12 protein-coding genes and 1 rRNA gene are annotated in these 15,183 nt (G+C 47.1%); 3 read left to right on the top strand and 10 right to left on the bottom strand.

The genetic code is table 11. The annotated features are described in order from the left end of the window. Positions 1-5: 5 nt before the first annotated feature. From WJM94_RS23705 to trxA, 7 genes are all read right to left on the bottom strand, one after another. Positions 6-1,558, bottom strand: a 16S ribosomal RNA gene (locus WJM94_RS23705). Positions 1,559-2,027: 469 nt separating this feature from the next. Further along, the gene (gene fre / locus WJM94_RS23710) at positions 2,028-2,741 is read right to left on the bottom strand and encodes an NAD(P)H-flavin reductase (protein WP_444496613.1); all 714 of its coding nucleotides are present in this window, start codon (positions 2,739-2,741) and stop codon (positions 2,028-2,030) included. 14 nt (positions 2,742-2,755) lie between these two features. Beyond that, positions 2,756-3,025 (bottom strand): 2Fe-2S iron-sulfur cluster-binding protein, encoded by a 270-nt coding sequence (locus WJM94_RS23715; RefSeq protein ID WP_444496614.1) that lies wholly within the window; start codon positions 3,023-3,025, stop codon positions 2,756-2,758. Beyond that, positions 3,022-4,875: a 4-hydroxy-3-polyprenylbenzoate decarboxylase gene (gene ubiD / locus WJM94_RS23720; protein ID WP_444496615.1), complete on the bottom strand. Its 1,854-nt coding sequence runs from the start codon at positions 4,873-4,875 to the stop codon at positions 3,022-3,024. Before ubiD ends, WJM94_RS23715 begins: the two co-directional genes overlap by 4 nt. Before the next feature lie 92 nt (positions 4,876-4,967). Next, entirely contained in the window at positions 4,968-5,963 is a 996-nt protein-coding gene (locus WJM94_RS23725) for a hypothetical protein (protein ID WP_444496616.1), read from the bottom strand. A 105-nt stretch (positions 5,964-6,068) separates the two neighbouring features. After that, positions 6,069-7,328, bottom strand: coding sequence for a transcription termination factor Rho (gene rho, locus WJM94_RS23730; protein ID WP_444496617.1), 1,260 nt, complete (start codon positions 7,326-7,328; stop codon positions 6,069-6,071). Between the two features lie 195 nt (positions 7,329-7,523). Further along, positions 7,524-7,850 carry a thioredoxin TrxA gene (gene trxA, locus WJM94_RS23735; protein ID WP_140279508.1) on the bottom strand — a complete coding sequence of 109 codons (327 nt, stop codon included), beginning with the start codon at positions 7,848-7,850 and terminating at the stop codon, positions 7,524-7,526. Positions 7,851-7,961: 111 nt separating this feature from the next. On the opposite strand from trxA, the gene rhlB reads away from it, so the two are divergent. Next, positions 7,962-9,272: an ATP-dependent RNA helicase RhlB gene (gene rhlB, locus WJM94_RS23740; protein ID WP_444496618.1), complete on the top strand. Its 1,311-nt coding sequence runs from the start codon at positions 7,962-7,964 to the stop codon at positions 9,270-9,272. A 21-nt stretch (positions 9,273-9,293) separates the two neighbouring features. Continuing rightward, the gene (gene gppA, locus WJM94_RS23745; protein WP_444496619.1) at positions 9,294-10,787 is read left to right on the top strand and encodes a guanosine-5'-triphosphate,3'-diphosphate diphosphatase; all 1,494 of its coding nucleotides are present in this window, start codon (positions 9,294-9,296) and stop codon (positions 10,785-10,787) included. 181 nt (positions 10,788-10,968) lie between these two features. On the opposite strand, the gene WJM94_RS23750 is transcribed toward gppA, so the two are convergent. From WJM94_RS23750 to recQ, 3 genes are all read right to left on the bottom strand, one after another. Beyond that, a complete protein-coding gene (locus WJM94_RS23750; protein WP_444496620.1) occupies positions 10,969-11,637 on the bottom strand; it encodes a 7-cyano-7-deazaguanine/7-aminomethyl-7-deazaguanine transporter in 669 nt (222 codons plus the stop codon). Positions 11,638-11,879: 242 nt separating this feature from the next. After that, entirely contained in the window at positions 11,880-12,185 is a 306-nt protein-coding gene (locus WJM94_RS23755; RefSeq protein ID WP_444496621.1) for a DUF3630 family protein, read from the bottom strand. A 9-nt stretch (positions 12,186-12,194) separates the two neighbouring features. Continuing rightward, complete coding sequence (gene recQ / locus WJM94_RS23760) at positions 12,195-14,030, bottom strand: ATP-dependent DNA helicase RecQ (protein ID WP_444496622.1); 1,836 nt, start codon at positions 14,028-14,030, stop codon at positions 12,195-12,197. Positions 14,031-14,205: 175 nt separating this feature from the next. Here recQ and rarD point away from each other — a divergent pair, with 175 nt between their 5' ends. After that, entirely contained in the window at positions 14,206-15,120 is a 915-nt protein-coding gene (rarD, locus tag WJM94_RS23765) for an EamA family transporter RarD (protein WP_444496623.1), read from the top strand. Positions 15,121-15,183: the final 63 nt, after the last annotated feature.

A 15,183-nucleotide genomic window follows, 5' to 3' on the forward strand; every position in this document is an offset into this window, starting at 1 on the left:
TCGTATAAGGAGGTGATCCAGCGCCAGGTTCCCCTAGCGCTACCTTGTTACGACTTCACCCCAGTCATGAACCACAAAGTGGTAAGCGTCCCCCCGAAGGTTAAACTACCTACTTCTTTTGCAGCCCACTCCCATGGTGTGACGGGCGGTGTGTACAAGGCCCGGGAACGTATTCACCGTGGCATTCTGATCCACGATTACTAGCGATTCCGACTTCATGGAGTCGAGTTGCAGACTCCAATCCGGACTACGACGCACTTTTTGGGATTCGCTCACTTTCGCAAGTTGGCCGCCCTCTGTATGCGCCATTGTAGCACGTGTGTAGCCCTACTCGTAAGGGCCATGATGACTTGACGTCGTCCCCACCTTCCTCCGGTTTATCACCGGCAGTCTCCCTGGAGTTCCCGACATTACTCGCTGGCAAACAAGGATAAGGGTTGCGCTCGTTGCGGGACTTAACCCAACATTTCACAACACGAGCTGACGACAGCCATGCAGCACCTGTCTCAGAGTTCCCGAAGGCACTCTAGCGTCTCCGCCAGATTCTCTGGATGTCAAGAGTAGGTAAGGTTCTTCGCGTTGCATCGAATTAAACCACATGCTCCACCGCTTGTGCGGGCCCCCGTCAATTCATTTGAGTTTTAATCTTGCGACCGTACTCCCCAGGCGGTCTACTTAACGCGTTAGCTCCGAAAGCCACGGCTCAAGGCCACAACCTCCAAGTAGACATCGTTTACGGCGTGGACTACCAGGGTATCTAATCCTGTTTGCTCCCCACGCTTTCGCATCTGAGTGTCAGTATCTGTCCAGGGGGCCGCCTTCGCCACCGGTATTCCTTCAGATCTCTACGCATTTCACCGCTACACCTGAAATTCTACCCCCCTCTACAGTACTCTAGTCTGCCAGTTTCAAATGCTATTCCGAGGTTGAGCCCCGGGCTTTCACATCTGACTTAACAAACCACCTGCATGCGCTTTACGCCCAGTAATTCCGATTAACGCTCGCACCCTCCGTATTACCGCGGCTGCTGGCACGGAGTTAGCCGGTGCTTCTTCTGTCGCTAACGTCAAATAATGCATCTATTAAACACACTACCTTCCTCACGACTGAAAGTGCTTTACAACCCGAAGGCCTTCTTCACACACGCGGCATGGCTGCATCAGGCTTGCGCCCATTGTGCAATATTCCCCACTGCTGCCTCCCGTAGGAGTCTGGACCGTGTCTCAGTTCCAGTGTGGCTGATCATCCTCTCAGACCAGCTAGGGATCGTCGCCTTGGTGAGCCCTTACCTCACCAACTAGCTAATCCCACCTAGGCATATCCTGACGCGAGAGGCCCGAAGGTCCCCCTCTTTGGCCCGAAGGCATCATGCGGTATTAGCCATCGTTTCCAATGGTTATCCCCCACATCAGGGCAATTTCCTAGGCATTACTCACCCGTCCGCCGCTCGCCGCCCAACAAATCCCCCGAAGGTTCAATGTTGTCGCTGCCGCTCGACTTGCATGTGTTAGGCCTGCCGCCAGCGTTCAATCTGAGCCATGATCAAACTCTTCAATTTAAGATTTTGTCGGCTCAATGAATACTGAACATTACATAAGTAATGTTTGAATTGACTGTGCTGAATCTTGCGATTCAATGGTCACTTCGTATCATTGAAACCTAATTTGAAACCGAAGTTTCTAATTGGATTATCATCAACGAGTGCCCACACAGATTGATAGGTCTATATTGTTAAAGAGCTTGCTTTTCGAGAAACTTTTCTCTCAAAGCGGAGGTGCATTCTAGCGATTTAATTGAGAGTGTCAAACACTTTTTCAACTTATTTGCGTAGAAGCTTTTCACCTCTCCGACCCTGCTGAAGCCTTATCGCATCTGCCGTGTCGGTGGATGCGCATTATAGGGAGATCCAATTGGAGCGCAACCCCTTTTTCGAAAAAAATTGAAAAACCTAGCCGTTCGGCGATTATTTCATCAAAAACGCAAAAAAGAGGGTAAAAAACCCTCTTTTTTTGGCCTGAAAACCGTATTTAAATAAACGCGTACGCGTCTGCGAACATACGCTCACTCTTTGCTTGCTTATCTTGAGTAAACAATTCTCTTGCTGCCCCAGCCATTTCAAAGCGACCTGCGATGTAGATATCGTAGTTTTCCAGGCTCTCGAAATCTTCACTTACGGCTTGTAGGACATTGCCAACTTTACCTTTCCAGTCAGCAGGGGCTTCCTCTACTACTGGAATAAAGTGGATGTTAGAAAACTTCTCTGCGATTTCGATAAGTTCATCTTTGGCATATAGCTGATGATCGTCACGCGCACCCCAGTATAAATAGATTGGGTTAGCTTTGTTTTGCGCGACACAGTGATCCAAAATCGAACGCACGTAACTAAATCCAGTACCACCAGCGATCAGTAGTAAAGGGCGTTCACTCCCTTCTTGAATCCAGGCATCACCGTGTGGTGCATCAATTTCAATATCACCGCCCGTTGCGAGAGCTGTTTTCATCGCTTCGACGACTTCTATTGCGTAAGCATTGTGTTCAGCGGCACCAATGTGCAGTTCCAATTCGCCTTCATGTCGACAAGGGCTGCTCGCAATAGAAAATGGGCGCTTGTCTTTTTCTCCCATTACAACCATTAGGTATTGGCCAGCTTTGAACGCAACTGGAGATTCTGGATGTAGTAGGATTTGGTAAGTATTACAAGCTAACGGCTGAATAGACTTTACTTTACATTGGATGGTCATGGTGTTCCTCTCGCTTACTCATCAAAAGTAAGCACTAAATTACTTTCTGTATGGGCTTGGCAAGGGAATATCCAACCTTGCTGCTGCTCTTTATCGGTTAGCATAGGTTCGAGGTGATAACTCACCTCGCCCGATAGCTTTTTACACATGCACATGGCGCAAGCGCCAACTTGGCAACGATGTGGGAAGCGAATATTGTTGTTGAGCGCGGCTTCCAACACCGTTTCTCCTTCTTTGACCTCGAATGTGAGATTCATCGGTAGAAGGAGGACTTGATGACTCATAGAATACCTAACTGGTCCCAAATCTCATCGACTTTAGCCACAAGTTTAGGATCTTTTTTGATTGGGGTCCCCCACTCACGAGTTGCCTCTGTTGCAAACTTGTTGGTCGCATCGAGCCCCAATTTAGAAACACTATTCGCATTTCCTCTGATTTGGACGGTATCTCTATCAGGATCCATACGAGTGGTTACTGCCCAGATAATGTCGTTCCAATCTTGTGCATTGACATCATGATCACACAAGATAATAAACTTGTTATCGTTATAATCGGCAAAGAACTCCCACAACCCCTCAAGCAACGCTTGAGATTGCCCAGCTTGATTTTTCTTCATAGTGACCACAACAAACTGGTTGTTTGCTGTCGGTGGTAAATAAATATCGACAATTTCCGGACGCTGTACTTTTAATTTATCCAAGTCAGCTTGCGTGATCGGTTTGCTTTCTTCTCTGATAACTTGAGCGCGAGTCGCAAGTTCCGCATCCCACTTAATCGTCGCATCCAGTCCCATCTTAGAGCCCAAGCCAACCACTGGGGAAGCAAAATCAAGTGAGTCTATAGGTGTGTTATCAATCATTAAGGTATCGCGCACTGGATCCATATTCTCAGTCATGGCTTTCACCACATCATTCCAGTCACGCGCATTTACCGACTCGTCACACACTATCACAAACTTGGTGTACATAAACTGACGCAAGAACGACCACACCCCCATCATGACACGTTTGGCGTGTCCCGGATATTGCTTCTTCATCGTCACGACCGCCATTCGGTATGAACACCCCTCAGGTGGCAGATAGAAATCTTCAATCTCAGGGAACTGCTTTTGCAGAATTGGTACGAAGACCTCATTCAGTGCCACGCCCAACACGGCTGGTTCATCTGGCGGACGTCCAGTGTATGTACTGTGGTAGATCGGGTCTTTACGCATCGTGATGTGAGTAATGGTAAAGACGCGATGCGTTTCTTTCTCGTTGTAGTAACCCGTGTGGTCTCCATATGGACCTTCGTCGGCAAATTCATTCGGGTCGATATAACCTTCCATTACAATCTCAGCACTCGCAGGCACTTCCAGATCGTTACTGATGGATTTGACGACTTCGGTTTTACTGCCACGCAACAAGCCAGCAAAGGCATATTCCGATAACGTATCGGGCACTGGCGTTACCGCGCCAAGAATGGTTGCTGGATCAGCCCCGAATGCCACCGATACCGGAAATGGCTTACCTGGGTTGGTTTCCATCCAGTCGCGTAGATCGAGCGCACCACCTCGGTGTGCTAACCAGCGCATGATTATTTTGTTTTTAGCGATTTTTTGCTGACGATAAATACCAAGGTTCTGGCGTTTCTTGTACGGGCCTTTAGTGACCGTCAGACCCCAAGTCAAAAGCGGCGCAACATCTTCAGCCCAGCAACTCATCACCGGAATCTTGTCCAAATCGACTTCTTCGCCTTGCCAGACGATCTCTTGGCACGCAGCTTTACGTAAACGCTTGGCTGGCATATTCAATACTTGTTTGAATACTGGCAGCTTTTCTAAAGCGTCTTTGAATCCCTTTGGTGGCTCAGGCTCTTTAAGATAAGCCAGCAGTTTACCCACTTCGCGGAGTTCTTTGACGTCTTCACGTCCCATACCAATCGCAACTCGCTCAGGAGTACCAAACAGATTGGTCAAAACCGGAACATCGTAGCCGATTGGATTCTCGAACAACAATGCAGGTCCACCAGCACGCAATGTGCGATCGCTGATTTCTGTCATTTCATAAGCGGGATCGACGGGGTGAGTAATGCGCTTGAGTTGACCTTTCTTTTCTAGGTGGTCAATAAATTCGCGTAAATCCTTAAAACTCATAGGCCTTCATGACTGGCTGATTAAATTTTTCGCAGTATAACAAATAGGAGGACACTAAGGTCCTCCTATTTTGTGTGGGTATATAGATTGGCTTAGTTCAACACTTGTTCAATTTGTCTCGCTTTAACTTGATAGTTACCGGAGACTAACTCTTTAAGCCAGTCTTTATGGCCTTGCTGGGCTAATTCACTGGCTACTAACGTCGCTTCATCCGACAAAGCCATTTTGGAGATTAAAAACTGTTTAACGTCAGGACTTAACGGATTAGCTTTGGTCAAAAGACCAATAGCATGTGGCTTGAGCGTCGGATTCACCGTCGAGTTCATTAGCTGCTGCAATGAAAAGTCATTGCCTACCTCCGCAAGTCGTTCCAATTCTGCATGACTATTGTAGTCAGCGCGCATCCGCCACAATAAATCGTACATGGCTTTATCCTGACTTACCTGCGCCAAACGCGAGACGACAGCGGTAGATGGTAACCAACTGGTGACATCGGTGTGAGTGAACTGAACGGTTAACGCCTCTAATGCGCTTGGGGATAAACTATCCAACTCGCGAATCAATAGCGCTTCACGAGCTTGTATCTGCTGTGAGGTCCCAGAAGATAGCCACTGGCTGAGGTCGAGCTCTTTACGTTCCGCCTGCAAAACAAACTCTAAGGTGTTCTGATCTTGTTTCCAACGCTTTATCAAACGGCTCGCTACCGCAGGAAAGTTAAAGGCTGGAGTAGTGAATTCGTAGCCATCACCACGTTCGAGTACTTGATAAGTTGGCGTTATGCGAGTCTGAGATTCGACAAATATTGCCATTCTTGGTGTAAGAATCACATTTTGCCGCTCTAGTTTTTCGAGCAGACTAAAACGCACTACCTCTTGTTGAGGTAACGCCAGCCTATTAAGGGAAAATTTAAGTGAATCGACTTCATCCCTGACAACGTATTCGAGCATTTCAGAGACTTTGGTCTGTATTTGGGCATCCTGAAGCCACTGTTCTACCACAGATTCCTGCATTTCCTTTGCAGACACAGCCGTTGGTAGGGTCATCAGTGACAAACTCAGGAGTAATGACGACAACATTCCTTGTTGCATGTTAACCTCCCGATAACAATTGCCTCATTTTGATGCTTTTATCGGCAGAAAGCAATAAAAAAGCCACCGTTTTGTGGTGGCTGTTTTACAAAAAGAACTCAGTAATTACTGACGGCGCATGGCATCAAAGAACTCATCGTTAGTCTTAGTCATTGCTAGCTTATCAATGAGGAACTCCATCGCGTCGGTTTCGCCCATTGGGTGGACAATCTTACGCAGAATCCACATCTTCTGAAGTTCATCTGGCTTAGTCAGTAGTTCTTCACGACGAGTACCTGAGCGGTTGAAGTCAATTGCCGGGAAGACGCGCTTCTCTGCAATCTTACGGTTCAAGTGCAGTTCCATGTTACCTGTACCCTTGAACTCTTCGTAGATAACTTCATCCATCTTAGAACCCGTATCAACTAGCGCTGTTGCGATGATGGTTAAGCTACCGCCTTCTTCTACGTTACGTGCCGCACCGAAAAAGCGCTTAGGACGATGCAGAGCGTTCGCATCCACACCACCAGTCAGAACTTTACCTGATGAAGGTACTACGGTGTTGTAGGCACGCGCCAGACGAGTGATTGAGTCCAGAAGGATAACGACGTCTTTCTTATGCTCAACCAGGCGTTTCGCTTTCTCAATCACCATTTCAGCAACCTGAACGTGACGCGATGCTGGCTCGTCAAACGTAGAAGCAACCACTTCACCTTTAACCAGACGCTGCATCTCAGTTACTTCTTCCGGACGTTCGTCGATAAGAAGTACCATTAGCACACATTCAGGGTGGTTGTATGCGATGCTTTGTGCGATGTTTTGCAGAAGCATTGTCTTACCCGCTTTTGGCGGAGCAACAATCAAACCACGCTGACCTTTACCGATTGGCGACGCCAAATCTAGAACACGTGCAGTGATATCTTCTGTTGAACCATTACCACGCTCCATCACCATGCGTTCATTAGCATGTAGAGGTGTTAAGTTTTCAAATAGGATTTTGTTACGAGCGTTGTCTGGCTTGTCGTCGTTGACCGTGTTGACTTTTAGAAGGGCAAAGTAACGTTCGCCGTCTTTTGGTGGACGAATTTTTCCAGCAATCGAGTCACCCGTGCGCAGGTTAAAGCGACGAATCTGACTTGGAGATACATAAATATCATCCGGACCAGCAAGGTATGAACTGTCTGCACTGCGTAGGAAACCAAAGCCGTCTTGCAGAATTTCCAGAACCCCATCGCCAAAGATGTCTTCGCCGCCTTTCGCATGCGCTTTTAAAATCGCGAAGATGATGTCTTGTTTTCTTAAGCGAGCTAGGTTCTCTAATCCTAAGCTTTCGCCCAGTTTTACAAGGTCAGACACAGGTCTGTTCTTCAGTTCGGTCAGGTTCATGGTAGTGGATTCTTGTTTAGTCAAAATAAGATCTGTTTTCTAGTTAAGATGGATTTGGTCACAGGATCGACCAAGAAGAGAAATTTGTTCAATTAACGCGCGATAAGTTAGCACTAATTAATATTCTAGTCCAGAGTTAGAAAAACAAAACCGCGCATTGTTGTTTGCACGGTTTTGTCTGTAATCACTTGGTGATTATAGGTTTGCGTCCAAAAACTCTTTTAGTTGAGTTTTAGACAAGGCACCAACTTTCGTTGCCGCTACGTTACCGTCTTTGAATAGCAGTAGCGTTGGAATGCCGCGAATACCAAACTTAGGCGGTGTGCCAGCGTTATGGTCAATATTTAGTTTACCGATAGTGAGTTTGCCTTCGTACTCTTCAGCGACTTCGTCCAGAATCGGCGCAATCATCTTACAAGGACCACACCATTCTGCCCAGAAATCTACTAATACAGGGCCTGCAGCGTTGATTACATCGTTTTCAAAACCGTCATCAGTTAGCTGCAAAATCTTATCACTCATCTTCCACTCCAATGTGTTTTTCGAAACTGGTTGGATGATAACCAGTAATTTGATGTCCTATTGGAATGTATTTACTTTCGTAATGCAAGCTTTAGCTGATATTCTATAGCTATGAAAAAGACGCATATCACAGAGCAAAAGTTCGCCGATTTGGGGTTAGAGCCCCAAGTTATTGATGGATTGGATAAAAAAGGGTTTGAGTTTTGTACCCCTATCCAAGCCTTGGCGTTGCCGGTACTGCTCACCGGCCAAGACATCGCAGGCCAGGCCCAAACGGGCACTGGTAAAACGCTCGCGTTTCTTACTGCTACGTTCAACCACCTTATGACCACACCAGAACACGAAGGTCGTCAACCAACGCAACCACGCGCCATTATTATGGCTCCAACGCGTGAATTGGCGATTCAGATCTTCAACGACGCAGAAACACTCGTTGCAAGTACGGGCTTAAAAGCGGCACTGGCTTATGGTGGTGAAAGCTACGATAAGCAGTTGGCGAAGCTACAAGATGGTGTAGACATCCTGATCGGTACCACAGGCCGTATCATCGATTTCTACAAGCAGCGCGTTTTTAATCTGAACAACATTCAAGCAGTTGTACTAGATGAAGCGGACCGCATGTTCGATCTTGGTTTCATTAAAGACATCCGTTTCTTGTTCCGCCGTATGCCTGAGCCAAAAGAGCGTCTAAACATGCTGTTTTCAGCAACGCTTTCTTACCGCGTACAAGAACTTGCATTTGAACACATGCACAACCCAGAACATGTCGTGGTAGAACCAGAGCAGAAAACTGGCCACCGTATTCAGGAAGAACTTTTCTACCCGTCTAACGAAGATAAAATGTCATTACTTCAAACGCTTATTGAAGAAGAATGGCCAGATCGCGCGATTGTATTTGCTAACACCAAACATAAGTGTGAATCCGTTTGGGGTCACCTAGCTGCCGATGGCCATCGTGTTGGCCTACTCACTGGTGATGTACCACAGAAGAAACGTGAAAAAATTCTTGAGCAGTTCACTAAAGGTGATGTTGATATCCTGGTAGCAACCGACGTTGCAGCTCGTGGTCTGCACATTCCTCAGGTAACGCACGTATTCAACTACGATCTTCCAGACGATTGTGAAGATTACGTACACCGCATCGGTCGTACTGGTCGTGCTGGCGCAAGTGGCCACTCTATCAGCTTTGCTTGTGAAGAATACGCAATTAACTTGCCTGCGATTGAAGAGTACATCGAACACACTATCCCTGTATCGGAATACGATGCATCAGCTCTGATCCAAGATCTGCCAGCTCCGATTCGTATGCGTGAACCACGTGTTCAGCAACGTCGTACGAATACAGGTGGTACACGTTCTGGTAACCGTAAGCCACAAGGACGTCGTCCTCGTCAGCCACGTCAATCAGCGCCAAAACAGTAATAAAGGAATATTAAGTCGTATATGAGTCAAGCAGGATCATCACCGCTATACGCAGCCATCGACCTCGGGTCGAACAGTTTTCACATGCTCGTTGTGCGTCATATCGATGGCAGCGTTCAAACAATGGCTAAAATTAAGCGCAAAGTTCGTCTAGCGGCGGGCTTAGATGAACATAATTCTCTTAGTATGGAAGCTATGCAGCGAGGATGGGACTGCTTAAGTCTATTTGCGGAACGCTTGCAAGATATTCCTAAACAGAACATTCGTATCGTCGGCACCGCAACATTACGTACCGCGACAAACGTGGATGTTTTTCTGGATAAAGCACACGAGATTCTTGGTCAGCCGATCGATGTCATTTCTGGCGAAGAAGAAGCTGCGACCATCTATAAAGGAGTCGCACACACGTCTGGAGGTAGTGGTCGTCGCCTTGTGGTTGATATTGGTGGTGCCAGTACGGAGCTTATTATCGGAGAAGGGTTCGAAGCCAAAGCACTGACCAGCTTAAAGATGGGTTGTGTAACTTGGCTAGAAAACTTCTTCAAAGACCGTCAGCTAAATGCACGCAACTTCGGTGCTGCAATTGAAGGGGCGAAACTTACCATCAAGCCGATTTTGGAGCAGTACACCGACTTGGGCTGGGATGTATGTGTCGGTGCATCTGGCACGGTTCAAGCTCTACAAGAAATAATGTTGGCGCAAGGTATGGACGAAGTAATTACTCACTCCAAACTAAAACGCTTACAGAAGCAGGCTATGCTTGCTGATCATTTAGAAGAGCTGGACATTGAAGGTTTAACGCTTGAACGCGCACTGGTCTTCCCTAGTGGTTTATCTATCCTAATTGCAGTCTTTGAGTTGCTTGAAATCGATGCAATGACGCTGGCAGGCGGTGCATTACGTGAAGGACTCGTTTACGAGATGGTCGACGAGTTGCGCCAGAGTGACATCCGCGCACGTACCATTTGCAGTGTTCAGAGCCGCTATCAATTAGATTGCCAGTACGGTGAACAGGTGGCAAACCTAGCCCGTAAGCTTCTGCAACAAGCCGGTGGTGAAGAGTGGATAGCAGAGCCTCAGGGTGAAGTGCTACTAGAAACTACTGCGAAATTGCATGAGATAGGCTTAACCATCGACTTCAAAAAAGGCGGTGAACATAGTGCCTACTTACTGCAGAACCTAGATTTGCCGGGGTTCACTCGCGCTCAGAAGTTTTTTATTGGTGAAATTGCGAGACGTTACCGTGAGCAATTAAGCTCGCTACCAGAGCAATACGCCATTTCTGGTGCTAGCGCTAAACGTATACTGCGTTTACTGCGTCTAGCCGTGCTGCTTACCCACCGCCGCAATCCAAGCTTAGAACCTCAAGTAGAACTTTCTGCAGAGGGAGACAAGCTAACTCTAAGCATTGACGCGACATGGTTAGAAGCCAACCCACTCACTGCCGCTGAGCTGGAAATTGAATCCAACCGCCAGACCGATATTGGCTGGCCATTAACAATCTCTGCTTGTTAATCGCTACTTGCAATTGACGAAAAAGGCTCCAATGGAGCCTTTTTTATTGCCCGTGTACAGCTCAAAGAGCTTTTTGACACCCATGATCTAAATACTCCCTACGCTGTACATTCCCCCTCAGAAACAAAAAAGCCGCTGTAAAAACAAGCGGCTTTTGAGGTATTCACGAAAAGTCAGCGGACTAAGCGGCGGTAGTCACTTTGAAGTTCGGGTTCACCGCAGTCAGCTTTTTGATTAGGTAATTCAGTAATACGCCGTACATAGGGACAAACAAGCCAAGACTGATCACCAGTTTAAAGCCGTAGTCCACCAGCGCAATTTCAGTCCAGTGCTCAGCCATAAATGGATCAGGGCTTTGGTAGAACGCAATCGCAAAGAACGCGATGGTATCTAATGCATTACCAAATAGTGTTGAACAGGTTGGTGCCACCCACCATTGTTTCATCTGGCGCAGACGGTTAAATACATGTACATCCAAAATTTGACCCAGCAAGTAAGCCATAAAACTTGCAACTGCAATACGCGCTACGAACAGGTTAAATTCGCTCAGTTGACCAAAACCTTGGAACTGACCTTCAAAAAACACCACTGACAGGACATAAGACACGGCCAGCGCAGGCAACATCACTAAGAAAATGATTTTACGCGCCAATCCAGCACCAAAGATACGCACTGTCAGGTCAGTTGCCAAAAAGATAAATGGGAAGGTAAATGCGCCCCACGTGGTATGCAGACCAAAAATAGTAAATGGTAGCTGAACTAGGTAATTGCTGGATGCAATGATGATCAGATGGAATAAAACCAGATAGATAAGGGCGTTGCGCTGCTGCGCAGGGGTAAAGTTACTCATGCGATACCTTTTTAGTTTGGTTTGGGGGCGAGGGAACCCAAATCGAGCCTTTTCAATATAAAAAACGACTCTTACCAACAATGTAAAATAAAAAAATAAACTGACCTTGCCCGTAAAGAGCAAAGCGGTGGGCGATTATACATTAACCAACTCCACTCGCAAGCGGTGCTTTTTACGCAAACGTTTTTGCATAAAAAAGGGTGTTTCATGTGAAACACCCTTAACAAGATTATAAGCTTACGTCAGAATCCGCGTTGAAATAATCCGGCGATATAATCAAGCTCTTCCCTACTCTCTGCAACTTCCAGCGCCTCAAACCATATTGCTTCACTGTAATGTTCTGCTTTCATAAACAGACGGCAACCTTCAAAGTCGATAAGCCAGGAGTGAATATCAGCATCCCACTGTTTTTCTACCACCGAAGCCGATAACAGACCGACCAAACGCTCACCCAGTACTGGAAACGTATCTAAATCAAAGCTTGGTGCGGTAATGAGTAATCGACCATCTTCAGCAATATATTCAGCAAGGCCAAATTCCTTGTCCATGTAATGTCCTTATCCGTGATGGGTAATATGTTCTTGAATGAGATCTAAGAATGGGTCAGCGTATTTCTCGAGCTTACGTTGACCGACTCCGCTGACTGCCAGCATTTCACCGTAAGAAGTTGGCAGAATCTCCGCCATATCAATCAGTGTAGCATCACTGAATACGACGTATGGTGGTAAGCCATCCTCATCCGCAATCGACTTACGCAGCTTGCGCAGTTTGGCAAACAGCTTCTTATCGTAGTTTTTACTGGTCAATTTGTCGGACTTCGCCGCACGTGCTGCTGTATCTAAACGTGGCACGGCGAGTTCCAATGACACATCTCCACGTAATAGTGGGCGCGCTTCTTCAGTCAACTGCAGCGTAGAGTTTCTGGTAATATTTTGAAACAGCAGGCCTTTATGAATCAACTGACGGAAAATGCTTATCCAATAATCATGGCTGTGGTCACGCCCTATTCCGTACGTTGAGATTTTATCGTGGCCATTTTCACGCACGCGGATATTTTGCATACCACGCAAAACTTCCACCACATAACCCATACCAAAGCTCTGATTAACACGATACACACAAGACAGTGCCTTACGCGCTTCTTCGGTGGCATCAAAATGTTTAGGAGGATCCAGACAGATATCGCAGTTGCCGCAAGGCTTCTCACGATATTCGCCAAAGTAATTAAGCAGAACCTGACGACGACAAGTCTGCGCTTCAGCAAATGCACTCATCGCATTGAGTTTGTGGCTTTCGACCTGCTTCTGCGGGCCGTCATCTTTTTCATCCAACATACGACGAAGCCAACTGATATCGGTCGGGTCATAGAGCATCATCGCTTCCGCAGGCAAACCATCTCGACCAGCTCGGCCAGTTTCCTGATAGTAGGACTCGATATTACGCGGGATATCAAAATGCACCACAAAACGCACGTTAGGTTTGTTGATGCCCATACCAAACGCCACTGTCGCCACCACAATCTGGATATCATCTCTCTGAAATGCTTCCTGAACATAAGCTCGTTCATCCGCATCCATCCCTGCATGGTAGCCCGCCGCTCGAATGTGGTTGTTGCACAGCTTCTCCGTGACCATTTCGACCTTCTTACGGCTACCACAATAGATAATGCCGCAATTTCCCTTCTGGGTATCCAAGTAGCGAATGATCTGAGAAATCGGTTTGTGCTTTTCGACCAGGTTGTAACGAATATTCGGACGGTCAAAACTGCCGAGATAAACCTGCGGCTCTTGCAAGCTCAGGCGCTCCAGGATATCTCTGCGCGTAGCATCATCTGCCGTTGCCGTTAATGCCATGAATGGAACATGGGAAAAATGTTGTTTTAACTGACCAAGTGATGCGTATTCAGGGCGGAAATCATGTCCCCACTGAGAGATACAGTGCGCTTCATCGACCGCTATCATCGCCAAAGGCAGACTTTCCAGACGCTCAATAAAGTCGCGCATCAAAACCCGTTCTGGCGAGACATAAATCAACTTCAACTGCCCATTGTGCATGCGGTTATAAACGCTAAGCAGCTCTTCTCTGCTCATCGTCGAGTTAACGCACTCTGCCGCTACACCGTTCGCTTTAAGCTGATCAACTTGGTCTTTCATTAATGAAATCAGTGGAGAAATAACCAGAGTTATCCCACTGCGTACCAACGCGGGAATTTGGTAACAGAGAGACTTACCACCACCCGTTGGCATGATGACTAAACTGTCTTTGCCCTCGACTGCTGCTTCGATAACTTGTTGTTGGCCGTCACGGAATGTCTGATAACCGAAAACGTCCTCCAACACACGTTGAGGCGTTACAGGCGAGTCTGATGGTTCGGCTAACAAGGTCGAGGTCATGAATAATCTCAGATTGGGTGTTCATAGAAATGCTTTTGCATGCCGCCAGCACGCAAAATGAGGGCACATTGTAAAGGGGTTTCGTGGTGAATAAAACCGCAAATTACTAGGTGTTTGCCAATGCGACTCGTATACTGCGCTACTGCTCTATAATCACACAATTAGGTGACACGTCATGACACCAGAAGAACAACAACGTGCACGGCAAGGCGTCCTGCTTGCAATTGGCGCTTACACGATGTGGGGCATCGCCCCGATATACTTTAAATCGATTACTGATGTATCGGCTTTAGAGATCCTTAGCCACCGGGTAGTCTGGTCTTTCTTTTTGCTTGCTGCACTCCTCCACTTTGGCCGCCGCTGGCGCTCGGTGAGCGATGTCATCAGAAACAAGACCAAGATGATGTATTTAGTGTCTACTTCACTTTTGGTTGGCGCCAACTGGCTGATCTTCATTTGGGCGGTCAACGCCAATCATATGCTAGATGCCAGTCTGGGGTATTACATCAACCCGCTAATCAACGTACTGCTCGGAATGATTTTCCTTGGTGAGAGACTGCGTAAATTGCAGTGGTTTGCCGTCACTCTTGCTGCCTGCGGTGTCTTAGTGCAGTTGTTTGTGTTTGGTTCCGTGCCTGTCGTGGCGATGGCGCTGGCGATGAGTTTTGGCGTTTACGGCTTGCTGCGTAAAAAAGTCAGTGTGGAAGCACAAACGGGTTTATTTATCGAAACCCTGATTATGTTACCTGCTGCGGCAATTTACTTAGTATTTATCGCCAGTACGCCAACTTCGAATATGGCAGAGAACCCGTGGCAGTTAAATACATTGCTGATTGCAGCAGGCGTAGTGACGACACTGCCACTACTCTGCTTCACTGGTGCCGCAACCAGATTGAAATTGTCTACACTAGGCTTCTTCCAGTACATAGGACCAAGCCTGATGTTCTTGCTCGCGGTATTGATTTATGGCGAAGCCTTTACCATGGATAAAGCGATCACATTCGCCTTTATCTGGGGAGCATTAGTTATCTTTAGCTTTGATGGGCTGCGCAGCAGTCGCCGTTCACGTCGGGCACTTCAAGCTCAGTGATCGTTTTTTACAAGACAAGTTAGAAATTGACAGATAAGCTTGGTCAGATAATGACCAAGCTTT

Origin of the sequence: Vibrio sp. YIC-376, assembly GCF_052353105.1 — a bacterium.
In the GTDB taxonomy this organism is placed as follows: Bacteria; Pseudomonadota; Gammaproteobacteria; order Enterobacterales; family Vibrionaceae; genus Vibrio.